The following is a 24,364-nucleotide window of genomic DNA, read 5'->3' as shown; positions in this document are numbered from 1 at the left end:
GTAGTGTGGGGTCTCCCCATGCGAGAGTAGGGAACTGCCAGGCATCAAACGAAGAAAGAACCCCGACCGAAAGGCCGGGGTTTTTTTTCGTCTGCGATTTAATCATTGCCATGTATGTCCCCTATTTAGAACAAAATCAGAACGTTAATAGTTGCTGAATCGAAGCAATCCTCCTCTGCATTGCCTGTTTCCTCACCACTAATGAGTCGATCGTTACTCTATACTGAGCAATGAGATGAAACATTTTCAATAATCGGATGAGTACTCGACATTCGGGCAGAGGCACGTTATCTTTGGCTGTCTGGATGTCTAAACGTATAAGCGTATGTAGTGAGGAAGCAGGTCATGCCGATCAGGGTACCCGATGAATTACCAGCCGTAAGTTTTTTGCGCGACGAGAACGTCTTTGTTATGACGTCCACGCGTGCCAGCACGCAGAATATTCGCCCGCTGAAAGTGCTGGTACTGAATTTGATGCCAAAGAAGATCGAAACTGAAAACCAATTTTTGCGTCTGCTTTCTAACTCCCCGCTGCAGATCGACATCCAGCTACTGCGCATCGACAGCCGCGAGTCACGCAATACGCCATCGGAACATCTGAATAACTTCTACTGTAATTTCGAAGACATTCAGAATGATAACTACGATGGACTGATCGTGACAGGTGCCCCGCTCGGGCTGGTCGACTTCTGCGATGTCGCGTACTGGCCGCAAATCCAGAAGGTTTTGCACTGGGCAAAAGAGCACGTGACTTCCACGTTATTTGTCTGTTGGGCTGTACAGGCGGCACTGAATATTCTGTATGGCATTCCAAAACAGACCCGCGAAAACAAATTATCAGGTGTGTTTGAGCATCAAATCTTACATCCTCACGCACTGTTAACGCGCGGCTTTGACGATACCTTCCTGGCGCCACATTCACGTTATGCTGACTTCCCCACTCAGCTACTGCGTGACTATACTGACCTGGAAATTTTTGCTGAGTCGGACCAGACCGGTGCATATCTGTTTGCCAGCAAAGACAAACGCCTGGCCTTTGTCACCGGCCATCCTGAATATGATGCACTGACGCTGTCCGGTGAATTCCACCGTGATTTTGATGCGGGCCTGAATCCGGAAGTGCCCTTTAACTACTTCCCGAATGACAACCCGGCATTGCCACCGCGTGCCAGCTGGCGTAGTCACGGTAACCTGCTGTTCTCCAACTGGCTGAACTACTACGTATACCAGATCACACCGTTCGATCTGCGTCATATGAACCCAACACTCGAGTAAACACTCCCCCTGTTCTGTTACCAGGTGGATCATCGATCCACCTTAAACACCGCCCACTCCCCCCTCTCTCATTTTGCTGAATCCAGTCACCCGATCGCGATCTCATTATTCTGTGAAAACAACTTCCTGTTGATTTGTAATTTTAATTATATATAAATCAATTCATTGAGTTCATATTGAGTTTAAAATGGAAATAGTTTTTGATTTTGAAATTTAACTGATGCTATTTTGATCCTGCAGTTCAAAGATTGTTCAAAGAAGATCGCCGGGTAACACATTGCATACCCGGTAGCATCGATGACAGGAGCAAACAGATGACACAGCAGGTAATTAGCAGGGAACTGGCCTTCCAGCGCGCATTTGGTGAGGATGAACAGCAGATTCTCACCGATGAAGCCGTCGATTTTCTTAGCGATCTGGTGGTGAAGTTCACGCCGCGCCGCCAGGCACTGCTATCAGAACGTGCACGGATACAGTGCCGGATTGATGGGGGAGAACTCCCATGTTTTATTTCGGAAATGGATTCCATTAAAAATGGCGAGTGGACAATCCGCGGTATTCCAGCAGATTTGCAGAACCGCAGAGTCGAGATCACCGGCCCGGTAGAGCGCAAGATGGTCATCAATGCGCTCAATGCTAACGTGAATGTGTTTATGGCTGACTTTGAAGACTCGTTGGCCCCTGCATGGGACAAAGTGATCGCCGGACAGATCAATCTGCGCGATGCGATCAACGGCACCATCAGCTACACCAATGAGGCCGGGAAGATCTATCAGCTGAAGCCCGATCCGGCAGTACTGATCTGCCGTGTTCGCGGCCTGCACCTGCCTGAAAAGCATGTCACATGGCGCGATGAGCCGATCCCGGGCAGCCTGTTTGATTTTGCGCTCTACTTTTTCCACAACGTGAATGCGCTGCTGGCAAAGGGAAGCGGGCCTTACTTCTATCTGCCGAAAACCCAGTCGTATCAGGAAGCGGCCTGGTGGAGTGATGTGTTCAGCTACACCGAAGATCGTTTCGATCTCCCGCGTGGGACGATCAAAGCGACCTTGCTGATCGAAACCTTACCGGCCGTTTTCCAGATGGACGAGATCCTCTGGCACCTGCGCGATCATATTGTTGGCCTGAACTGCGGCCGCTGGGATTACATCTTCAGCTACATCAAAACCCTGAAAAATCATCCCGATCGTGTTTTACCCGATCGCCAGTCCGTGACGATGGATCAGGGTTTCCTGGATGCGTATTCACGCCTGCTGATCAAAACCTGTCACCGGCGCGGCGCGTTCGCGATGGGGGGAATGGCAGCGTTTATTCCCAGCAAAGACGCAGAGCGCAATCGGTGGGTGCTGGACAAAGTACAGGCCGACAAACAGCGTGAAGCGGCTAACGGTCACGATGGCACCTGGATTGCTCACCCCGGTCTGGCCGATACGGTGATGACCATTTTTGACCAGGTGCTGGGTGAACGTCCAAACCAACTCCAGGTGATGCGTGAACAGGATGCAGACATCACCGCAGAACAGTTGCTGGCCCCCTGTGCGGGTGAGCGTACTGAAGAGGGTATGCGCGCCAATATTCGGGTGGCTGTGCAGTACATCGAAGCCTGGATCAACGGCAACGGCTGCGTGCCTATCTATGGACTGATGGAAGATGCCGCCACCGCTGAAATCTCACGTACCTCAATCTGGCAATGGATTCATCACCGCAAAACGCTGCAAAGCGGTGAAGTGGTCACTGAAGCCCTGTTCCGCAAGATGCTGACAGAAGAGTTGCAGGTGATCCGGCAAGAGCTGGGTGACTTACGCTATCACGAAGGGCGCTTCGATGAGGCCGCTTCACTGATGGAACGCATTACCACTGAATCCGAACTGGTTGAGTTTCTGACTCTGCCGGGCTACCGCTTACTTCCCTGAACCCTGACAAGGAGCTCCATCATGACTTCTCGTACCCAACAGATTCAGCAGACAGAACAATCCTGGCGCGATGCACGCTGGGATGGCATCACCCGTCCGTACAGCGCTGAAGAGGTGGTCAAACTGCGTGGCTCGGTTAACCCGGTCTGTACGCTGGCCCAAAATGGAGCAGAAAAACTCTGGGCGCTGCTTAATGGCGGCGCAAAGAAAGGTTATATCAATAGCCTGGGCGCACTGACGGGCGGGCAGGCACTGCAACAGGCGAAAGCGGGGATTGAGGCGATCTACCTCTCCGGCTGGCAGGTGGCGGCCGATGCTAACCTCGCCGCCAGCATGTACCCGGACCAGTCGCTGTATCCGGCTAACTCCGTCCCGTCGGTGGTGGAACGCATCAATAACACCTTCCAGCGTGCCGATCAGATTCAGTGGTCATCGAATATTGAGCCTGGCGATCCGCGCTATGTGGACTATTTCCTGCCGATCGTGGCCGATGCGGAAGCCGGATTTGGCGGCGTACTCAATGCCTTTGAACTGATGAAGTCGATGATTCAGGCCGGCGCAGCGGGCGTGCACTTTGAAGACCAGCTGGCATCAGTGAAGAAGTGCGGCCATATGGGCGGCAAAGTGCTGGTGCCGACTCAGGAAGCGATTCAGAAACTGGTGGCTGCACGTCTGGCGGCTGATGTGATGGGCGTGCCTACGGTGTTGATTGCCCGCACGGATGCGGATGCAGCAGACCTGATCACCTCCGACTGCGATGATTATGACCGTGAATTTATTAGCGGAGAACGCACACCGGAAGGTTTCTTCCGCACCCATGCCGGTATTGAGCAGGCGATCAGCCGGGGTCTGGCGTACGCACCTTATGCTGATGTGATCTGGTGTGAAACCTCAAAGCCGGATCTTGAGCAGGCGCGGCGCTTTGCCGAAGCCATTCACGCGCGCTTCCCGGGTAAACTGCTGGCCTATAACTGCTCGCCGTCATTTAACTGGAAGAAGAACCTCGACGACAACACCATTGCCCGCTTCCAGCAGGCGCTGTCAGAGATGGGCTACAAATACCAGTTCATTACCCTGGCGGGCATCCACAGCATGTGGTTCAACATGTTCGACCTCGCACAGGCTTACGCACAGGGGGAAGGCATGCGCCACTATGTAGAGAAAGTACAGCAGCCGGAGTTTGCCGCGATTAAACAGGGCTACACCTTCTCCTCGCATCAGCAGGAGGTCGGAACGGGATACTTTGATCATGTCACCACCATCATCCAGGGCGGGGTGTCATCGGTGACGGCACTGACGGGATCGACGGAAGAAGAACAGTTCTGATCCTGGGTCGAGCATGCCCGACCCCTACACGTATCCGGGGCATGTCCGACCCGACACGTATCCCGGATATGTCCGACCCGACACCTATTCTGGGCCTGTCCGACCTCCACAGACTTCTGTAGGGGACGGGCATGCCCGTCCCTTCTTCATGCTGACGCCTGAGGTGAATCATGCCGATACTGGAAACCCTGATTGCCCGCACCATCCTGCAGGGATTTGACGCGCAGTATGGACGTTTTCTGGAAGTCACTGGCGGGGCGCAACAGCGTTTTGAACAGGCCGACTGGCAGGCGGTGCAACTGGCGATGAAAGCGCGTATCCATCTCTACGATCACCATGTGGGTCTGGTGGTAGAACAGCTGCGCTGTATTACCGCCTCGCAGTCGGAAGACCGTGATTTTTTGCAACGGGTAAAGGCCATCTACACCGATTTGCTGCCGGACTACCCGCGTTTTGAAATAGCCGAAAGCTTCTTTAATTCCGTCTACTGCCGTCTGTTCAGCCACCAGGCTCTGACGCCGGAACGACTGTTTATCTTCAGTTCACAACCAGAGCAGCGATTTCGCACCATTCCACGCCCACTGGCAAAAAACTTCAGTGCGGCCGATGGCTGGCAGCCTTTGCTGAGCCGTTTACTGCACGATCTGCCGTTGCGCCTGCCTTGGCAGGATATGGCGCGAGATATCCAGTATATCATTGCGCATCTGCGGGAAAACTTTAGCGCCAGTGAGCTGCAACAGGCGAATTTACAGGTCGCCAATGAACTGTTTTACCGGAATAAGGCTGCCTGGCTGGTTGCCAAACTGCGCACGCCTTCAGGAGTCTGCGCCTTCCTGCTGCCGATTCACCGCAGTGACGAAGGCACATTGTTTATTGATACCTGCCTGACGCGCAACCGTGAGGCCAGCATCGTCTTTGGCTTCGCCCGCTCCTACTTTATGGTGTATGCCCCGTTGCCTGCGGCGCTGGTTGAATGGCTGCGTGAGATCCTGCCGGGCAAAACTACGGCTGAACTCTATATGGCGATTGGCTGCCAGAAGCATGGCAAAACCGAAACGTATCGCGAATATCTCCACTATATGAGCGCAACAAACGAGCAGTTTGTCGTGGCGCCCGGCGTACCAGGGCTGGTGATGCTGGTGTTTACCCTGCCGGGCTTTGATCGGGTATTTAAAGTGATTAAAGATCGCTTTGCGCCGCAGAAAGAGGTGACGCCAGAGCGGGTGCGTCAGTGCTATCAGCTGGTCAAAGAGCATGACCGCGTGGGCAGAATGGCGGATACCCAGGAATTCGAAAATTTTGCTATCGAAGAGAAGCGCATCAGCCCGGCGCTGCTGGCGCTGCTGGAGCAAGAGGTGCCGGAGAAATTGCAACGGAACGGGGAGATGCTGACCATCAGCCATCTGTATATGGAACGGCGTATGACCCCGCTTAACCTGTGGCTGGAGCAGGCCAGTGCGCAGCAACGACGAGAGGCGATAGAAGAGTACGGAAATGCGGTGAAGCAGCTGGCGGCGGCCAATATCTTCCCTGGCGATATGCTGTATAAAAATTTTGGCGTCACCCGTCACGGGCGGGTGGTGTTCTATGACTACGATGAAATCAGCTATATGACTGAAGTGAACTTCCGCGATATCCCCGCCGCACGCTACCCGGAAGATGAATTAAGCCACGAGCCCTGGTACAGCGTGTCGCCAGAAGACGTGTTTCCGGAAGAGTTTCGTCACTACCTGTGCGCCGATCCGGCCATCGCCACACTGTTTGATGAAATGCACGCGGAGCTGTTTCACGCCGACTTCTGGCGCGGGCTACAGCAGCGTATCCGCGCGGGTCACATTGAAGATGTGTTCGCCTACCGCCGCCGCCAGCGCTTCAGTCAGCGTTATCGTTCACTGCAAACGGCAGGTTAGCGCGATCCGCCGTATTCACGGGTGATCTCTTTCGCCGCTTTGATCACCAGTGCACCGATTTCGGTAACACGGTCGTCGGTAATGCGTGAGATCGGGCCGGAGATGGAAATCGCTGCGAAAGGTTCGCGGTGTTCGTCGTAGATGCAGGCGGCAATGCAGCGCAGACCCAGCGCGTGTTCTTCATCATCAAACGAATAACCGGCCTTGCGTACCTGCGCAAGATTCTCTTTCAGGCTGTGTGGTGACATCAACGTTTTCGGCGTGTAGTGATGTAGCCCCTGACGATGCAGTAGTTCGCTCACCTGCTTATCATCAAGGTTGGCGAGAAATGCCTTACCTGCACCGGAGGCGTGCATCGGCAGTTTGCCGCCAATCGGCGCTGACATGCGCATTAGCTGAGTGCATTGCACCTGATCGATAATCACCGCCTGGTGATCGCTGATGTCTAACACCGCCAGATTCACCGTTTCGCCGGAGGCCTCCATCAGTGTGCGTAGCATCGGATGGACCAGTGCCAGCAGGTTACGGCTTTGCAAAAAGCTACTGCCGACCACAAACGCGTGCGCCCCAATAGTCCACAGCCCTAAATCCCCGACCTGCCGCACAAATCCCTGTTGCTGCATAGTGGTCAACAAGCGATGTGTGGTGGAGTTAGGTAACCCGGCCTGCTGTGCCAGTTCAGTGAGCGCCACATTACCGTGGGACTCAGCAATAAATTCCAGCAGCTTCAGACCACGGGTTAACGACTGAACCTGCCCGGCAGGCGCAGCAGTAGATGCAGCGGCGGCACGCGGCTTCTTGCCGCGTTTCACGACGACGGGGGTGACCATACCTGACTCCTTTTTGCGCATTATGGAAATCATTTTCGTTCTATACCCGTCATACTTCAAGCTGCTTCTGCATTTGTCATCAGACTGAAAATGTCTCACCTGGCATCACTGTTACCCGCACAAAAGTTGTGCCAGTATGACGTGCTGGCAGTGGTGCCTGGGTGAGATGCTGAAGGGGAAGAGTGGTGAGTAACCGGATTGAAGCGCTGCATCAGCAGTTGAAAAAACGCATTATGCTGCTGGATGGCGGCATGGGAACCATGATCCAGAGCTACAGACTGGAAGAAGAGGATTTTCGCGGTGCGCGTTTTGCCGACTGGCCGAGCGATCTAAAAGGCAACAACGATCTGCTGGTGCTGACGAAACCCGAGATGATTAGCGAAATCCACAACGGCTACCTCGCCGCAGGTGCAGATATCCTCGAAACTAACACCTTCAACTCCACCACCATCGCGATGGCCGATTACCAGATGGAATCCCTGTCGGCCGAGATCAACTACGTCGCCGCGAAACTGGCGCGGGCCTGTGCCGACGAGTGGACGGCACGCACCCCGGATCGTCCACGCTATGTCGCAGGTGTGTTAGGGCCCACTAACCGCACCTGCTCCATTTCTCCTGATGTCAACGATCCCGCATTTCGTAATGTCACCTTTAACCAGCTGGTGGAAGCTTACCGCGAATCCACCCGCGCGCTGGTGGAGGGGGGCGCTGACATCATCATGATTGAAACGGTGTTCGATACCCTGAATGCCAAAGCGGCGATCTTTGCCGTTAAAGAGGAATTTGAAGCGCTGGGGGTTGAGCTGCCGCTGATGATCTCCGGTACCATCACCGATGCTTCAGGCCGAACGCTCTCTGGCCAGACGACGGAAGCCTTCTATAACTCACTGCGCCACGCGGAACCGCTCTCCTTTGGCCTGAACTGTGCTCTTGGTCCAGACGAGTTACGTCAGTACGTAGCGGAGCTGGCGCGTATTGCCGAAGGGTATGTCACCGCACACCCGAATGCCGGGTTACCCAACGCTTTTGGTGAATACGATCTGGATGCGCAGATCATGGCCGAACAGATTGGTGAATGGGCGCAGGCCGGCTTCCTGAACATTGTCGGCGGCTGCTGCGGTACCACGCCAGAGCATATCGCGGCGATGGCGAAAGCGGTTGAGGGCGTTGCCCCGCGTCCGCTACCAACGCTGCCCGTTGCCTGCCGCCTTGCCGGGCTGGAGCCGCTGAACATCAGCGCAGAAAGCCTGTTTGTCAACGTGGGGGAACGGACTAACGTCACCGGCTCGGCGAAATTTAAACGACTGATCAAAGAAGAAAAGTATAACGAAGCGCTGGAAGTGGCTTTGCAACAGGTGCAAAGCGGCGCACAGATTATTGATATTAATATGGATGAGGGGATGCTCGACGCTGAAGCAGCGATGGTGCGTTTTCTCAACCTGATTGCCGGGGAACCGGATATTGCGCGTGTGCCCATTATGATCGACTCCTCGAAATGGGAGGTGATCGAGAAAGGTCTGCAATGTATCCAGGGCAAGGGCATCGTTAACTCGATCTCCATGAAAGAGGGCGTCGCTCAGTTCCTGCGTCATGCCCGCCTGGTGCGGCGTTACGGTGCGGCAATGGTGGTGATGGCCTTTGATGAAGTGGGCCAGGCGGATACCCGTGCGCGTAAAATCGAGATCTGCCGCCGCGCCTACAAGCTGCTGACGGAAGAGGTCGGCTTCCCGCCGGAAGATATTATTTTTGACCCGAATATCTTCGCGGTCGCCACCGGCATTGAAGAGCACAACAACTACGCGATGGACTTTATCGGCGCCTGTGAAGACATCAAACGCGAACTGCCGCATGCGATGATTTCGGGCGGGGTGTCCAACGTGTCGTTTTCCTTCCGGGGTAACGACCCGGTGCGTGAAGCGATTCACGCGGTCTTCCTCTACCACGCTATCCGTAACGGCATGGATATGGGGATCGTGAATGCCGGGCAGCTGGCAATCTATGACGACCTGCCTGCCGACCTGCGTGATGCGGTAGAGGACGTGGTGCAAAACCGTCGCGACGACGGCACCGAACGTCTGCTGGAGCTGGCAGAGAAATATCGTGGCAGCAAAGCCGATGATGACAGCACCAAGCCGCAGGCCGAATGGCGCAGCTGGGACGTGGCAAAACGCCTGGAATACTCGCTGGTTAAAGGGATTACCGAATTTATTGAAGTCGATACGGAAGCCGCACGCCTGTTGGCCGCCCGTCCGATCGAAGTGATTGAAGGGCCACTGATGGCCGGTATGAACGTGGTCGGTGACCTGTTTGGCGAGGGTAAAATGTTTCTGCCACAGGTGGTGAAATCAGCGCGTGTGATGAAACAGGCGGTGGCCTGGCTGGAACCCTATATTGAAGCCAGCAAAGAGAAGGGCAGCACCAACGGTAAAATCGTTCTGGCGACGGTAAAAGGCGATGTGCACGATATCGGCAAAAATATCGTTGGCGTGGTGTTGCAGTGTAATAATTACGAAATCATTGACCTGGGCGTGATGGTGCCCAGCGATAAGATCCTGAAAACCGCCCGCGAACACAACGCCGATATTATCGGCCTGTCTGGCCTGATCACCCCGTCACTGGACGAGATGGTCAACGTGGCGAAAGAGATGGAGCGCCAGGGCTTTACAATACCGCTGTTGATTGGTGGGGCTACCACGTCTAAAGCGCACACTGCGGTAAAAATCGAACAGAATTACAGCGGCCCGACGGTATATGTGCAGAACGCCTCGCGCACCGTGGGCGTGGTCTCTGCGCTGCTGTCTGCGACCCAGTACGATGACTTTGTCACCCGCACCCGCAAAGAGTACGACACCGTACGTATTCAGCATGCCCGTAAAAAACCGCGTACGCCGCCGGTGACTTTACAGGTGGCACGTGACAACGATTTTTCCTTCGACTGGGAGAATTACACACCACCGAGAGCACACAGGCTGGGTGTGAGCGAAGTGAGTGCTAACATCGAAACGCTGCGCAACTATATCGACTGGACGCCATTCTTTATGACCTGGTCGCTGGCCGGCAAATATCCGCGCATTCTGGAAGATGAGGTGGTCGGTGAAGAAGCCAAACGGCTGTTCGCCGATGCCAACGCGATGCTGGATCAGCTAAGCCGCGACGGTTCACTCAATCCGCGCGGTGTAGTGGGCATTTTCCCGGCGAACCGCGTCGGGGATGATATCGAAATTTACAGCGACGAATCGCGTACTGAAATTTTGCAAGTGAGTCATCACTTACGCCAGCAGACCGAAAAAAAGGGCTTTGCTAACTATTGTCTCGCCGATTTTGTCGCGCCGAAGTCGAGCGGTAAAGCCGACTATCTGGGCGCATTTGCCGTCACCGCAGGCCTCGAAGAAGATGCCCTGGCAGACGCCTGGGATGCACAGCACGACGACTACAACAAAATCATGGTCAAAGCATTGTCAGATCGCCTGGCGGAAGGTTTTGCCGAATATCTGCATGAGCGGGTGCGTAAAGTGATATGGGGCTTTGCCGCCACGGAAAACCTCAGCAACGACGAGTTGATTCGGGAAAACTACCAGGGGATCCGTCCTGCGCCTGGCTACCCTGCCTGCCCGGAGCACACGGAGAAAGCCACCATCTGGGAACTGCTCGATGTGGAATCCCACACCGGAATGAAACTGACGGAGTCCTTCGCCATGTGGCCGGGGGCGGCGGTGTCCGGCTGGTACTTCAGCCATCCGGAGAGTAAATACTTTGCCGTGGCCCAGCTACAGCGTGACCAGATTGAAGACTACGCCCGGCGTAAAGGGATGTCGGTCACCGACGTTGAACGCTGGTTAGCGCCTAATCTGGGATATGACGCTGATTAAAAACGTGTTCATTGCTCTTCATTGAGAATTGATAAGGTAATCATCGGCTAAACTAACACTATCAGCACAGCGGATGTTGTTACTGCTGTGCATAGTCAGTCTTTCTGAGTGATGAGGTCGATATCTGTGTTAACCCTGCTTAATCTTCTTTCTGCCGTGGCGTTGCTGGTGTGGGGGACGCACATCGTGCGTACCGGCATTATGCGCGTCTACGGTGCCGATCTGCGGCGGGTACTCAGCCGCAGCGTGGCAAAAAAACCGATGGCGTTTCTGGCGGGCATTGGTGTTACCGCCCTGGTGCAGAGCAGCAATGCCACCACCATGCTGGTGACGTCATTTGTCGCCCAGGAGCTGGTGGGGCTGACACCTGCGCTGGTGATCATCCTCGGTGCGGATGTCGGTACGGCGCTGATGGCGCGTATCCTCACGTTTGATCTCTCCTGGCTGTCGCCGTTGTTTATCTTCTTTGGCGTGGTGTTTTTCCTTGGCCGCAAACAGACCCGTGCGGGGCAGATAGGGCGTGCCAGCATCGGGCTGGGGTTAATTCTTCTGGCCTTACAGCTGATTGTTGCTGCTGCCACGCCGATCACCCAGGCCGCCGGGGTAAAAGTGCTGTTCTCATCACTGACCGGTGATGTGATGCTTGATTCACTGATCGGTGCGCTGTTCGCGATTATCAGCTATTCCAGCCTCGCGGCCGTTCTGCTGACCGCCACGCTGACGGCCACCGGGGTGATCTCCTTCAAAGTCGCCCTCTGTCTGGTGGTTGGGGCTAACCTCGGCAGTGGGCTGCTGGCGATGCTGAATAACAGCGCGTCGAACGCTTCCGGCAAACGGGTGGCGCTCGGCAGCCTGCTGTTTAAATTTATCGGCTCGCTGCTGGTGCTGCCGTTTATTGAGCCGCTGGCGGGATGGCTGGAGAAATTGCCGGTCAACGACGAAGAGTTAGTGATTTTCTTCCATGTGTTTTACAACCTGATCCGCTGCGTTGTCATGGTGCCCTTTGCCGAACCGATGGCTGCGCTGTGTCGTCGGCTGATCCGTGAGGAGCCGGAAACCGACCTGCGTCTGAAGCCACGCCATCTTGATCCCGGCTCACTGGATACGCCTGCGCTGGCGCTGGCTAATGCCTCACGTGAAACCCTGCGAATGGGGGATGTGATGGAACAAATGCTGGCGACCTTTAGCAAAGTTGTGCACGGTGAACTGCGGGAAGATCGCGAAATTCGCAAGTTGGATGATGATGTCGATGTGTTGTACACCGCCATCAAACTCTATCTGGCACAGATGCCAAAAGAAGACCTGCCGGAAGAGGATTCACGGCGCTGGGCAGAAATTATTGAGATGGCCCTGAACCTGGAGCAGGCCGGAGATATTCTTGAACGGATGAGTGGCGATGTGGCCGATAAATCACTGGCCGCGCGGCGCGCATTCTCGGTGGAAGGTTTACAGGAGCTGGATGCTCAGTTAGAGCTGCTGACCAACAACCTGCGCCTGAGCCTGTCGGTATTTTTATCCCGCGACATGACCAGTGCGAAACGCCTGCGTCGTTCCAAGCACCGTTTTCGCATCACCAACCGTCGCTACTCGCATGCTCATGTTGATCGTCTGCATCAGCATAATGTTCAGAGCATCGAAACCAGTTCGCTGCATCTGGGGTTACTGGGGGATATGAAGCGCCTTAACTCTCTGTTCTGCGCGGTGGCATACAGCGTGCTGGAGCAGGCGGATGATGACAGAGATGATGAGGAAAGTAGCAGAGTCAGGAAGGTGTAGGGGCCAGGCACGCCTGACCCGCTACGAATGTTAAAACAAACCCCAACAGCAGGTTATTTTTTCTTAATCGCTTTGCCAGACCAGTAACCCGCCAGCAGTGACCCGGACAGGTTATGCCACACGGAGAACAGCGCGCCTGGCAATGCTGCCAGTGGGGAAAAGTACATTTTCCCCAGCGCCGCGGCCAGACCTGAGTTCTGCATGCCCACTTCCAGCGCCAGCGTGCGGCAGGTGGATTCGTCGAAGCCAAACAGCTTGCCGCCCCAGTAGCCGCCCAGCAGACCAATGGCGTTATGCAGGATCACAGCGACAATCACCATCAGCCCCACTGAACCGATAAAGCCCTGGCTGCCTGCCACCACCGCACTGATGATCAACAGAATGCAGACCATGGAAAATGCAGGCAGGTAAGGCTCTACGCGTTTCACCAGGCCGTTCATGGTGTGGTGGATCACCAGGCCGAGGCTGATCGGCACGACGACAATTTTCACAATACTCAGCAGCATGCCCACCACATCCACCTGAATATGGGTATCGACATAGAATTTAGTCAGCAGCGGCGTAGCGAAGACCCCCACCAGCGCCGACACGGAGGAGATGGTTACGGACAGGGCAACATCGCCCTTGGCCAGATAGATCATCACGTTAGAGGCGGTCCCGCTGGCCACGCTGCCCACCAGAATCATACCTGCTGCCAGGTCAGGCGGCATATGGAACAGCTTTGCCAGGCCCCAGGCTGCCAGTGGCATCACCAGATAGTGCAGGAAGGTACCGGCAATCACCGGTGCCGGGCGGGTCAGTACCCGTTTGAAATCGCCGACGTTTAGCGTCACACCCATACCGAACATAATCAGCATCAGCAGGTAAGGCACATAAGGTCCCATGCCGGTGAAGGTCGTGGGCGTGTAATACGCGGCAACAGAGAGCAGGACTGCCCAGAGAGGAAACAGTCGGGTAACAGTGGCGAGCATAGAGAGACTTCCTTTTTAGAATCGCATTTTTTCTTTCAGCGAGTATGCAGATGATGCCAAATTGCCATAGCAAAACAACGCTCATCCCGAAGGATAAGACGTCGAAGATCATAGCATTAAAAATGGGGTGAAAAGTCAGCGAGTTCCGGCGGATATAAAGCAGAAAACCCCACCGGAGTGGGGTTCAGGCAGCACAGCATACTTCTTCTGCCGCCGACGAAAAAACCGGGCAAGGCCCGGTTTCATCATCATTCAAACAGGTTGCGGTGCAGCGTTTGGACAATTTTCTCTGCATCCTGTCCAGGGACAAGGAAGCAGAGATTGTAGCTGCTGGCACCGTAACAGATCATGCGCAGATTGAACGGCTCCAGCACGCCAAACACTTCTTTGCCCACGCCACAGGCCTGAGAAAGTTTGTTGCCGATAATCGCAACCAGCGCGAGATTCTCTTCCACTTCTACCCGGCACAGGGAGGAGAGTTCCGTCAGCAACGCCTGTGTCAGCAGGCTTTCTCCGGTCGAGGTTGAACCGGTGGTATCCAGCGTCAGCGCCACGCTCACTTCAGAGGTGGTGATCAGGTCAACGGAGATATTGTGACGCGCCAGAATGTTGAAGACTTCGGCAAGGAACCCGCGTGCATGCAGCATATTCAGGCTGTGCAGCGTCAGCAGCGTCTGTTTACGGCGCAACGCAAGGGCGCGGAACAGCGGCGGGTTCTCGGTTTTATTGCACACCATGGTGCCACCGGCTGACGGATCTTTGCTGGAACCGACAAACACCGGAATATCACTGCGGACCGCAGGCAACAGCGTCGCCGGATGCAGCACTTTCGCGCCAAATGTCGCCATTTCAGCAGCTTCTTCGAAGGTGATCTCATCGATACGATGGGCAGTATGCACCACGCGCGGATCGGTGGTGTAGATACCCGGCACGTCAGTCCAGATATCAATGCGGCTGGCATGCAGCGCTTCACCCAGCAGGGCAGCCGTATAGTCACTGCCGCCACGGCCTAGCGTGGTGGTGCGGCCCTGTGCTTCACTCCCGATAAAGCCCTGTGTCACCACCAGCGCTTCGTCAGTGCGGGATTTCAGCTGGGTGTTAACCAGTTCGTTCAGCAGCGTGACGTTTGGTTCTGCGCGGCCAAAGCGGTCGTTAGTGCGCATCACTTTACGCACATCGAACCACTCTGCGGCGACCTGACGCTGGCGCAGGATCTCAACAAACAGCAGGGTGGACATCAGTTCACCGTGGCTGACCAGTTCATCGGTCAGGGCGGTAGAGGGCGACAGTGCTGCCGCTTCAGACAGCATACTGATGTTGTCCAGCATGCGGTCGATTTCGTCACGGATGACCGTCGGTTGATCCAGTGCGTCAATGATCGCGTACTGAATACGGCGAATGTCGTCGAGCAGGGAAGCACGCTGTTTTGGCTGCTGGCCTTCAGCCAGTGCAACCAGCAGATTGGTCACACCCGCAGAGGCGGATAAGACAACCAGACGCACATCGGGATTGGACAGCACCACATCAGCGCTGCGGTTCATAGCGGTAAAGTCGGCCACACTGGTGCCGCCAAATTTCGCCACGATCAGATTTTGAGACATTACGATGACTACCTTCGTGTCAGGATTTATTCCATCAGCTTGGCACAAGGGAAGGAGCACAACAGGGGAGGACGTAGAATGAAGGCTACGAGTCACCCAGAAGCGCCCCACCTCGCCGCCCGACTACCGGACGTTGCTGGTGACAACCCAGAGGATTCAGCCCCTGCGGTCGATACGCCCCACTCCGCGTGGTTGATACCTCGGCGTCGCTCCCCATCATGCATTATCAAAGGATTCGGTTCCTCCAATACACTGCCTGGGCGACGCGCCTCTTCTGGCTTACACATTGCGTAAGTTGCGCATAGAAATATCGGGTTATGGCGCGGCTGTCAACGCTTGTCGGCTAATGATTATTCATTTTCGTTATACCCGGGAAGGTATCACTCGTGCTAATCACTTTTGGATCAAAAATCATCGTTTAGACCATAAGCGTCAATTCTTATAAGCACGGTCCGGGCTATAATTTTTTCTCGTAAAAGGGTATGAATAGTCATACTGAAACCCTCCATGCGAATCATTCGCACTGGCGGAGACAAAATCGTGGCGGGATGATAGCTGTAACCTGTTGCAGGAAGAGGGGAGCCGAACGCCCGTAACAGGTAATATATCGTCCGGTCTGAATGACAGTTCTTAAATAAAAAGAGTGTGTTGCTATGAAAAATATCAATCCGACACAAACCGCTGCCTGGCAGGCGCTGCTTCAGCATTTTGAACAAATGAAAGATGTGCAAATTGCTGACCTGTTCGCCAAAGATGCCAACCGGTTTGCTGCCTTCTCTGCCACGTTCGACGATCAGATGCTGGTGGATTTCTCCAAAAACCGCATCACCAGCGAAACCCTGGAAAAACTGCAGGCGCTGGCTAAAGAGACCGATCTGCAGGGCGCGATCAAATCCATGTTCTCCGGTGAGAAAATCAACCGTACTGAAGATCGTGCCGTACTGCACGTGGCGCTGCGTAACCGTAGCAACACGCCAATCGTCGTCGACGGTAAAGATGTGATGCCGGAAGTGAACGCGGTGCTGGAGAAGATGAAAGGTTTCTCTGAGCGCATCATCGGCGGTGAGTGGAAAGGCTTTACCGGGAAACCGATCACTGACGTGGTGAACATCGGTATCGGCGGTTCGGACCTGGGGCCGTTTATGGTCACCGAAGCGTTGCGTCCGTATAAAAATCATCTGAATATGCACTTCGTTTCTAACGTTGACGGCACCCATATTGCTGAAACGCTGAAAACACTGAGCCCGGAAACCACCCTGTTCCTGGTGGCGTCAAAAACCTTCACCACGCAGGAAACCATGACCAACGCCCACAGCGCGCGTGACTGGTTCCTGACCTCAGGTCATCAGGAGGATGTGGCGAAGCACTTTGCCGCGCTGTCGACCAACGGTAAAGCGGTGGCAGAGTTCGGTATCGACACCGCTAACATGTTCGAGTTCTGGGATTGGGTGGGGGGGCGTTATTCTCTGTGGTCAGCGATTGGTCTGTCGATCATCCTCTCTATCGGTTTCGACAACTTCGAGAAGCTGCTGGACGGTGCCCACGCCATGGATCGCCATTTTGCGGATACCCCGGAAGAGAAAAACCTGCCGGTTCTGCTGGCGCTGATCGGCATCTGGTACAACAACTTCTTCGGCGCAGAAACCGAAGCGATCCTGCCTTACGATCAGTATATGCATCGCTTTGCTGCTTACTTCCAGCAGGGCAACATGGAGTCTAACGGCAAATATGTGGACCGTGCCGGTAACCCGGTCTCTTACCAGACTGGCCCGATTATCTGGGGCGAGCCAGGCACCAATGGTCAGCACGCGTTCTACCAGTTGATCCACCAGGGTACCAAGCTGGTGCCATGCGACTTTATCGCGCCAGCGGTATCGCATAACAAACTGGGCGATCACCACAGTAAGCTGCTGTCTAACTTCTTTGCTCAGACGGAAGCTCTGGCGTTTGGTAAAGCACGTGATGTTGTGGAAAAAGAGTTCGCGGATGCCGGCCTGGACGCGAAAGCCGTTGAGCACGTGGTGCCGTACAAAGTGTTTGAAGGCAACCGTCCAACCAACTCCATCCTGCTGCGTGATATCACCCCGTACAGCCTCGGTGCGCTGATTGCACTGTATGAGCACAAAATCTTCACCCAGGGCGTGATCCTCAACATCTTCACCTTCGATCAGTGGGGCGTGGAGCTGGGCAAACAGCTGGCTAACCGCATCCTGCCAGAACTGGCGAGTGGCGAACCGGTCAGCAGTCATGACAGCTCGACGAATGGTCTGATTAATCGCTATAAATCCTGGCGTTAATCTACCCGCCTGGGCGAGGCACGCCTCGCCCAGGGCAGGCGTTTCTGACCCCTGCGATGCTCTATGCGGCCCCCAGTTTCTGGGGGTTTTTTATTTTCTGGAAATAACTGGACCTGGTTGACAGCGCGCCCTTTCTCTTAACAGCCGCGTACAGGCGTTGGCAGCCTGTAGGCACTCTGATTACACGGCTATTTTTCACCCCAAAGATGAATAAAGTGGCCGTAAGGAGGGTGGGCATAATCCTAAAAATCACGTAAACCGTACCAATTTGAGACAGATAATTCTTAAATAAACGCTCGTTAAAACCTAATAAATGTTAAGAACTAATTTGTTATTTAATTGATTTTTATCGTTTTTCTGTCGATATTTCGTCAATTACTACCGCTACGTCATTATTCTCCTCGCTGTATGCCTTTTTCAACTTTTCATATCGATAATAAAGTGAGTGTTGGTATTAACCGCTGTTTAAATGTGTATGGCAGGTAAAAATATCTTAATGCGCCACATTTTCAGTCTTTTATCATAGCTGTGTCTCTTGCTTCGACACCTCGCCCGATGCGCTGCTTTCTGGAAATTAATTCCCCATACTGGAGTCGCCAGGTGCCATCCAGGCCCGGGCATCCATTCATTTAATGAAGGGAAAGTGTGATGAAAAAAGTCATATGGGCTACTGCAGCCATAGTGTACTTAGCGAGTGCAACAGGCGCGTTTGCCGCCGTTGAAGCCACTGGTGCGCCAGAGGTTGAAACGGGTGCGGCTGCTGGTGCGGAAGCAGGTGCGATGTCAACCGGTGTCACCACCGCTGTTGGTATTGGCGCTGTTGGCGCACTGGCTGGCGTGGTGCTGGCAGCAAGCAGCGGTGGAAATGGTTCTAATACCGGAACAACGACCACCACCACCACAAGTACAACCCGCTAAGTTCAAAAATTAATCATAACCACACATTTGTGTGGTTATTTTCAGCCTTGTTCTACTTTGCTCAGGGACACACACAGTTGCGAAACCTACCACTTCTGCTGCTCTGCCTGCTGCTTCAGGCCTGTACACAAACGCAAAAAGGATTGGGTGAAACCGTCAAGCTGGCTTTTCTTGGCGTCGACGACATCCAGATGACTAACGAACAAATCGACACGATGCCTTACGCCAGCATGTATCTGCGCGTCAACGGCGGCCAGCAAATCTTTGTGGTGCTGGGCTTCAACGAAAATGGTCAGCAAAAGTGGATCACCCGCGATAAAGCCATGGTGGTCACTCAGCATGGTCGTCTGGTGAAAACGCTCGGCCTGGCAGATAACCTCAACGGTGTCAGTAACCTGGATAACGATCCGCTGCGAGATGCCCTGCATCTGACCGATGGCGCGAGCTGGACCCGCACCCTGCGCTGGACCGAGGGCGGCAAGCCGGAGGCGGGCACGGCGGTTTCCCACTTCTCGCGCCAGAAGGATGAAGTACTGCAACTGGCGGGTCAGTCGGTGGCATGCCGCGTCTGGCAGGAAGAGGTGTCGATAGCGGAAAGTGGCGAATCCTGGCGTAATACCTTCTGGGTGGATATCTCCACCGGGCAGGTGCGCCAGTCACTGCAAATGCTGGGGGCAGACTATATCCCTGTTGAATCCACCATCCTGAAGCCTGCGAAATCATGAAAAAAATAACCCTTATTCTCGCAGGGATAGTGGCATCACTGTCGCTGCACGCCCAGGCCGATGGTCGGGTCAATGTCTTTTACCCTGGACAGACACAACCGGTAGTGATCAGCGGAGCGGCCAATCTGGCGCAACTGGTGACCAACCCGGCACTGACGCAGAAAACCTGGTGGCCGGGAACGGTGATCGGCGAAAAACTGGCGACGGCCGTGGCGGTACAGCAGCAACAGCAGCTGCTGACACGCTTGCAGGCATGGCGCGATGAACTCAAAAGTGACGGTGACGGTGAACAGGCCGCCGTGGTGGAAAACGTCCGTCAGCAGATTGCCGGAATGAAAGTCACAGGGCGTCAGATCGTGAATCTGGACCCGGACTGGGTGCGTTTACGACCGCAGGCTAACCGCACGCTGGAAGGGGAATACAGCCTCTATACCCTGGCAGAACCCACTTCCATTACGCTGGCTGGCGTGGTGGAAAATGCTGGAAAAACACCGTGGGCAGCAGGACGATCTGTGGTTGAGTATCTTGATGCGCACCCGCGAAGGGAAGGCGGTGAACGCAACAACGCGCAGGTGATCTCTCCGGCAGGCGAGGTGACAGAAGTGCCGGTGGCGTACTGGAACCGTCGTCACTATGAGCCGCAGCCGGGCAGCATCCTGTTTGTGGGCTTCTCTTCCTGGACGCTGCCGAGCGCCTATGCCGATCTTAACCAGCAGATCGTTTCTGTTCTGACGCACCGGATCCCTGACTGATGAAAAAACGTTATCTTCTCAGCCTGCTGTCACTCTCTGTCGCCTGTGCCTGTCAGGTTCAGGCTGCCGGTTATCCGGACCCGATTGGCCCGTCACAGTCTGACTTCGGTGGCGTCGGCCTGATGCAGGTACCGACTGCGCGTATGGCCAAAGAGGGCGAGTTCAGCCTTAACTATCGTTATAACGATCAGTATCACTTCTACTCCTCCTCGGTGCAGCTGTTCCCGTGGCTGGAAGCGACCATCCGCTACACCGATGTGAAAACGCGTGAGTACAGTGCGGTGTCGAGCTTCTCGGGAGATCAAACCTACAAAGACAAAGCCTTCGACCTCAAACTGCGCCTGTGGGAAGAGGGCTTCTGGCTACCGGAAGTCTCCGTGGGGACACGTGATCTCGGCGGTACGGGCCTGTTTGACAGTGAATATCTGGTTGCCACCAAAGCCTGGGGGCCATTTGATTTCACCCTCGGTATGGGCTGGGGCTATATCGGTAACAGCGGCACGGTGAAAAATCCGTTCTGCTCCGCCAGTGAAAAATATTGCTACCGTACCGAGGGTAGCGGCACCGCCGGTTCCGTCAGCGGTAGCGATATGTTCAAAGGGCCGACCGCTATCTTCGGCGGGATTGAATATCAGACGCCGTGGCAGCCGCTGCGCCTGAAAATGGAGTACGAAGGTAACGACTATCAGGATGATTTCGCCGGTCGTCTCGAGCAGAAGAGCAAGTTTAACGTCGGGGCGATTTATCGCATTACAGACTGGGCAGATGTGAACGTCAGCTACGAGCGTGGCAACACCTTTATGGCAGGCTTCACCCTGCGCACTAACTTCAACGATCTGCATCAGACCCAGCGTGATACGCCGAAACCGGAATATAACCCGCAGCCGCAGGAGCGCTTCCTCGATCCAACGGTGACGGCCAATCAGTTGACCGATCTGAAATACAACGCCGGGCTGAATGCACCAAGTATTCAGGTAGAAGGCAGCACGCTATACGTGAGCGGTGAGCAGGCGAAATATCGCGATACCACCCGCGGCGTTGATCGCGCCAACATCATCATGGTGAACCACCTGCCAGAGGGGATTGATACCCTGAAGGTGACGCAGACGCGCAGCCATATGCCGCAGGTGACGACGGAGACTAATGTGGCAAGTCTGCAACGTCAGCTGGCGGGATACCCGCTGGGGCGTGAAGAGACGCTACAGCAGCAACGTGTCAATCCGGTTGACCCGGGGCGCACCGAACAGGGCTTCTTTATCGATGGCGATCGCCTGAACTACAGTTTGTCGCCAGTGCTCAATCAGTCAGTCGGTGGCCCGGAAAGCTTCTACCTGTATCAGCTGGGCGTGATGGCGAATGCCAGCTTCTGGCTGACGGATCATTTGCTGGTCGATGGCAGCCTGTTCGGCAACCTTGCCAATAATTATGACAAGTTCAACTACAACGGCGCACCGGCAGACTCCACGCTTCCCCGCGTACGTACCCATATTCGCGACTACGTTGAAAATAACGTTTACGTGAATAACCTGCAGGCCAACTACATGCGTGAACTCGGCAACGGCTTCTATGGTCAGGTGTATGGCGGGTATCTGGAAACCATGTACGGCGGAGCGGGGGGCGAAGTATTGTACCGCCCACTGGATTCCAGCTGGGCGATTGGCGTGGATGCGAACTACGTCAAACAGCGTGACTGGGACAATATGATGAAGTTCAACGACTATTCGGCGAAGGTGGGCAATATTACCGGATACTGGCAGCCGTGGTTCATGCGTAATGTTCTGGTGAAAGCCAGCGTCGGGCAATATCTGGCTGAAGACAAAGGGGTTACCGTTGACGTTTCGAAACGCTTTGACAGCGGGATTATCGTGGGCGCTTACGCCACGAAAACCAACGTCTCAGCAGAAGAGTATGGCGAAGGCGATTTCACCAAAGGCTTCTACATCTCCGTACCGATGGATGTCTTTAGCGTTTCACCAACCCGTGGTCGTGCGCAGGTCAACTGGACGCCGCTGACGCGTGATGGCGGCCAGATGCTGGGCCGTAAATACCAGCTGTACGATATGACAATCGATCGCGACCGCAATTACCGTTAACCGCCGGGCCAGGCATGCCTGGCCCCTACGAAATGTACGGGTCGGGCACGCCCGGCCCGCAGCCAGTACAATGCATGCGTTATCCATCATCGAAATGTTGTGATCTGCATCACGCTCAAGCATATTGTTATCCGTCGGCATTCACGACGGATAACAATGACTTTGAGGCACACCATGACGTCCCAGGAACGTAACACGCCCGCCACCCGGCTGGCCTTTGCCCTGCAAATGGTATTAAACACAGGCCTGATCGTGCTGGCCTGTATTCTGATCATCTTTCTTGGTAAAGAGACCATCCATCTTGGTAACGTGCTGCTGAATACCGGAGAGCAGACATCGTCTTATCTGCTGATCGAAGGTATCGTGATCTACTTCCTCTATTTTGAGTTTATCGCACTGATCATTAAGTATTTTCAGTCAGGCTATCACTTCCCGCTGCGCTACTTTGTCTACATCGGGATCACGGCGATCATTCGTCTGATTATCGTCGACCATAAAAACCCGTTCGATACCCTGGCCTACGCCATTGCCATTCTCATCCTGGTTATCACCCTTTGGCTGGCGAACAGCAACCGCCTGAAGCGGGAATAACTCGCCAAACCAGCCACAAAATCGTGGCTTTTTGCCGAGCTTTGATAGGTTTGCCGCCAGGGTCTGCGTTACACTGACGCATCGAAGATTTTGCGGAGAAGTGTTATGGCTGAGAACGCGCTGTCGCTATTGCGCGCGATCAACTGGCTACCAGATTCATCACCCCTGTTAACCGCCCCCCTGCTGGACTGGCTGCTGGAAGTCGATTCCATGACCCGTCGTTTTGAGCGTCACTGCCAACAGGTGACGGTTAACCTGCTGCGTGAAGGATTTGTCAGTGCCCAGGACGCAGCAGAGGATACCGCCCTGCTGCCAACAGAACCACGTTACTGGTTGCGGGAAATCGAACTGTGCGGTGACGGGGTTCCCTGGCTGGTGGCGCGCACGCTGGTCCCAGAGTCGACCCTGAACGGCCCGGAGCAGAAGCTGCAACAGCTGGGCACCATCCCTCTGGGTCGTTACCTGTTTGCCACCTCTACCTTAACGCGTGATTTTATTGATGTCGGCCACAGTGCTGAACTGTGGGGGCGGCGTTCACGCCTGCGTTTATCTGGCAAGCCGCTATTATTGACCGAACTGTTTTTACCCGCTTCCCCGCTCTATGCCAGCGTGGCGGCAGAAGGGGGACAGTAGCGTGGAGAGAAGTCTGCAAATGAGTAAGCTTTCGGCCTATAGCCGTCTGATGCGTATTGATAAACCGATTGGTTCGTTGCTGCTGCTGTGGCCAACGCTTTGGGCGCTCTGGCTGGCTGGCATGAGCATCCCGCCGCTCAACGTGCTGCTGGTCTTTGTGCTGGGCGTATTTTTTATGCGTGCAGCAGGTTGTGTGGTCAATGATTTTGCTGACCGCAAAATCGATGGTTTTGTGAAGCGTACCCGGGAGCGCCCGCTCCCCAGCGGTGCGGTGACCACGCTAGAGGCAAAACTGCTGTTCGCCGGGCTGGTACTGGTTTCCTTTGGGCTGGTGCTGACCATGAATAACATGACCATCTGGCTGTCGCTTGGTGGGTTGGGGCTGGCCTGGCTCTATCCGTTTATGAAACGTTACACGCATCTGCCGCAGGTGGTGCTCGGGGCGGCGTTTGGCTGGGCTATTCCGATGGGCTGGGCGGCGGTGAGTGAAACGGTCCCATTAACCTGCTGGCTGCTGTTCCTGGCGAATATTTGCTGGACGGTGGCGTACGACACGCTTTATGCGATGGTTGATCGTGATGATGATTTGAAAATCGGCGTGAAATCCACCGCCATTCTGTTTGGACGTTTCGATAAGCTGATTGTGGGGCTGTTACAGCTGGCAACGCTTGGCCTGATGACGCTGGTGGGCTGGCAACTGCATCTCAGCGGCGTATTCTATTGGGCGGTGCTGGTGGCGGGTGTGTTTTTTGTCCATCAGCAGAAGCTGATTGCCGGACGTCAGCGCGATCGCTGTTTCCAGGCCTTCCTGAATAATAACTGGGTAGGGTTGGTGCTGTTCGTTGGCGTGGTACTGGGGATCGGATAAAACGCGTAGGGGCCGA

General features: G+C 54.8%; 17 protein-coding genes and 1 riboswitch. Of the genes, 14 read left to right on the top strand and 3 right to left on the bottom strand.

The window, feature by feature from the left end; translation table 11 throughout:
- Positions 1-345 precede the first annotated feature (345 nt).
- From metA to aceK, 4 genes are all read left to right on the top strand, one after another.
- Entirely contained in the window at positions 346-1,275 is a 930-nt protein-coding gene (metA, locus tag HHI26_RS15450) for a homoserine O-succinyltransferase (RefSeq protein WP_133846944.1), read from the top strand.
- 314 nt (positions 1,276-1,589) lie between these two features.
- Positions 1,590-3,188 (top strand): malate synthase A, encoded by a 1,599-nt coding sequence (gene aceB / locus HHI26_RS15445; protein ID WP_167864284.1) that lies wholly within the window; start codon positions 1,590-1,592, stop codon positions 3,186-3,188.
- Between the two features lie 21 nt (positions 3,189-3,209).
- Complete coding sequence (gene aceA, locus HHI26_RS15440; protein ID WP_133846946.1) at positions 3,210-4,514, top strand: isocitrate lyase; 1,305 nt, start codon at positions 3,210-3,212, stop codon at positions 4,512-4,514.
- 170 nt (positions 4,515-4,684) lie between these two features.
- Complete coding sequence (gene aceK, locus HHI26_RS15435) at positions 4,685-6,424, top strand: bifunctional isocitrate dehydrogenase kinase/phosphatase (protein WP_171149324.1); 1,740 nt, start codon at positions 4,685-4,687, stop codon at positions 6,422-6,424.
- Here the strand turns inward: aceK and iclR are convergent.
- Entirely contained in the window at positions 6,421-7,254 is an 834-nt protein-coding gene (gene iclR / locus HHI26_RS15430; RefSeq protein ID WP_133846948.1) for a glyoxylate bypass operon transcriptional repressor IclR, read from the bottom strand. The two genes, aceK and iclR, sit on opposite strands and share 4 nt — an antisense overlap.
- 185 nt (positions 7,255-7,439) lie before the next feature.
- Here iclR and metH point away from each other — a divergent pair, with 185 nt between their 5' ends.
- Positions 7,440-11,123, top strand: coding sequence for a methionine synthase (gene metH / locus HHI26_RS15425; protein WP_171149323.1), 3,684 nt, complete (start codon positions 7,440-7,442; stop codon positions 11,121-11,123).
- Positions 11,124-11,249: 126 nt separating this feature from the next.
- Positions 11,250-12,899 carry a Na/Pi cotransporter family protein gene (locus HHI26_RS15420; RefSeq protein WP_133846950.1) on the top strand — a complete coding sequence of 550 codons (1,650 nt, stop codon included), beginning with the start codon at positions 11,250-11,252 and terminating at the stop codon, positions 12,897-12,899.
- Between the two features lie 53 nt (positions 12,900-12,952).
- Here HHI26_RS15420 and panS read toward each other — a convergent pair whose 3' ends face one another.
- Both panS and lysC read right to left on the bottom strand, forming a co-directional pair.
- Positions 12,953-13,870 (bottom strand): ketopantoate/pantoate/pantothenate transporter PanS, encoded by a 918-nt coding sequence (gene panS / locus HHI26_RS15415; protein ID WP_133846951.1) that lies wholly within the window; start codon positions 13,868-13,870, stop codon positions 12,953-12,955.
- Between the two features lie 248 nt (positions 13,871-14,118).
- Positions 14,119-15,471: a lysine-sensitive aspartokinase 3 gene (gene lysC / locus HHI26_RS15410; RefSeq protein ID WP_159336734.1), complete on the bottom strand. Its 1,353-nt coding sequence runs from the start codon at positions 15,469-15,471 to the stop codon at positions 14,119-14,121.
- A gap of 92 nt (positions 15,472-15,563) precedes the next feature.
- A riboswitch (Lysine riboswitch) is annotated at positions 15,564-15,753 on the bottom strand.
- A gap of 371 nt (positions 15,754-16,124) precedes the next feature.
- Here lysC and pgi point away from each other — a divergent pair.
- The 8 genes from pgi (at position 16,125) to ubiA (ending at position 24,348) form a co-directional block, all read left to right on the top strand.
- Positions 16,125-17,768 (top strand): glucose-6-phosphate isomerase, encoded by a 1,644-nt coding sequence (pgi, locus tag HHI26_RS15405; RefSeq protein ID WP_133846953.1) that lies wholly within the window; start codon positions 16,125-16,127, stop codon positions 17,766-17,768.
- A 648-nt stretch (positions 17,769-18,416) separates the two neighbouring features.
- A complete protein-coding gene (gene yjbE / locus HHI26_RS15400) occupies positions 18,417-18,686 on the top strand; it encodes an exopolysaccharide production protein YjbE (protein WP_133846954.1) in 270 nt (89 codons plus the stop codon).
- A 77-nt stretch (positions 18,687-18,763) separates the two neighbouring features.
- Positions 18,764-19,411, top strand: a complete 648-nt coding sequence (locus tag HHI26_RS15395; RefSeq protein ID WP_133846955.1) for a YjbF family lipoprotein — start codon at positions 18,764-18,766, stop codon at positions 19,409-19,411.
- The gene (locus HHI26_RS15390; protein WP_159336735.1) at positions 19,408-20,163 is read left to right on the top strand and encodes a capsule biosynthesis GfcC D2 domain-containing protein; all 756 of its coding nucleotides are present in this window, start codon (positions 19,408-19,410) and stop codon (positions 20,161-20,163) included. Before HHI26_RS15395 ends, HHI26_RS15390 begins: the two co-directional genes overlap by 4 nt.
- Positions 20,163-22,256, top strand: a complete 2,094-nt coding sequence (locus HHI26_RS15385) for a YjbH domain-containing protein (protein ID WP_171149322.1) — start codon at positions 20,163-20,165, stop codon at positions 22,254-22,256. The genes HHI26_RS15390 and HHI26_RS15385 overlap by 1 nt, the downstream gene beginning before the upstream one ends.
- A 174-nt stretch (positions 22,257-22,430) precedes the next feature.
- Positions 22,431-22,847: a phosphate-starvation-inducible protein PsiE gene (gene psiE / locus HHI26_RS15380; protein WP_062748345.1), complete on the top strand. Its 417-nt coding sequence runs from the start codon at positions 22,431-22,433 to the stop codon at positions 22,845-22,847.
- Between the two features lie 105 nt (positions 22,848-22,952).
- Positions 22,953-23,480, top strand: a complete 528-nt coding sequence (ubiC, locus tag HHI26_RS15375) for a chorismate lyase (protein WP_133846958.1) — start codon at positions 22,953-22,955, stop codon at positions 23,478-23,480.
- A gap of 19 nt (positions 23,481-23,499) precedes the next feature.
- Positions 23,500-24,348, top strand: coding sequence for a 4-hydroxybenzoate octaprenyltransferase (gene ubiA, locus HHI26_RS15370; protein ID WP_192933176.1), 849 nt, complete (start codon positions 23,500-23,502; stop codon positions 24,346-24,348).
- Positions 24,349-24,364: the final 16 nt, after the last annotated feature.

The organism is Erwinia sp. JH02 (assembly GCF_013074405.1).
In the GTDB taxonomy this organism is placed as follows: Bacteria; Pseudomonadota; Gammaproteobacteria; order Enterobacterales; family Enterobacteriaceae; genus Erwinia; species Erwinia rhapontici.
The sequence above is the reverse complement of the archived record's forward strand: the minus strand, read 5'-3'. Positions and strand labels throughout refer to the sequence as shown.

What these genes read in the sequence shown, in the direction of transcription:
- metA (WP_133846944.1), top strand. Translation starts at nt 346, where the DNA reads ATGCCGATCAGGGTACCCGATGAATTACCAGCCGTAAGTTTTTTGCGC.
- aceB (WP_167864284.1), top strand. Translation starts at nt 1,590, where the DNA reads ATGACACAGCAGGTAATTAGCAGGGAACTGGCCTTCCAGCGCGCATTT.
- aceA (WP_133846946.1), top strand. Translation starts at nt 3,210, where the DNA reads ATGACTTCTCGTACCCAACAGATTCAGCAGACAGAACAATCCTGGCGC.
- aceK (WP_171149324.1), top strand. Translation starts at nt 4,685, where the DNA reads ATGCCGATACTGGAAACCCTGATTGCCCGCACCATCCTGCAGGGATTT.
- iclR (WP_133846948.1), bottom strand. Translation starts at nt 7,254, where the DNA reads ATGGTCACCCCCGTCGTCGTGAAACGCGGCAAGAAGCCGCGTGCCGCC.
- panS (WP_133846951.1), bottom strand. Translation starts at nt 13,870, where the DNA reads ATGCTCGCCACTGTTACCCGACTGTTTCCTCTCTGGGCAGTCCTGCTC.
- lysC (WP_159336734.1), bottom strand. Translation starts at nt 15,471, where the DNA reads ATGTCTCAAAATCTGATCGTGGCGAAATTTGGCGGCACCAGTGTGGCC.
- pgi (WP_133846953.1), top strand. Translation starts at nt 16,125, where the DNA reads ATGAAAAATATCAATCCGACACAAACCGCTGCCTGGCAGGCGCTGCTT.
- yjbE (WP_133846954.1), top strand. Translation starts at nt 18,417, where the DNA reads ATGAAAAAAGTCATATGGGCTACTGCAGCCATAGTGTACTTAGCGAGT.
- HHI26_RS15390 (WP_159336735.1), top strand. Translation starts at nt 19,408, where the DNA reads ATGAAAAAAATAACCCTTATTCTCGCAGGGATAGTGGCATCACTGTCG.
- HHI26_RS15385 (WP_171149322.1), top strand. Translation starts at nt 20,163, where the DNA reads ATGAAAAAACGTTATCTTCTCAGCCTGCTGTCACTCTCTGTCGCCTGT.
- psiE (WP_062748345.1), top strand. Translation starts at nt 22,431, where the DNA reads ATGACGTCCCAGGAACGTAACACGCCCGCCACCCGGCTGGCCTTTGCC.
- ubiC (WP_133846958.1), top strand. Translation starts at nt 22,953, where the DNA reads ATGGCTGAGAACGCGCTGTCGCTATTGCGCGCGATCAACTGGCTACCA.
- ubiA (WP_192933176.1), top strand. Translation starts at nt 23,500, where the DNA reads ATGAGTAAGCTTTCGGCCTATAGCCGTCTGATGCGTATTGATAAACCG.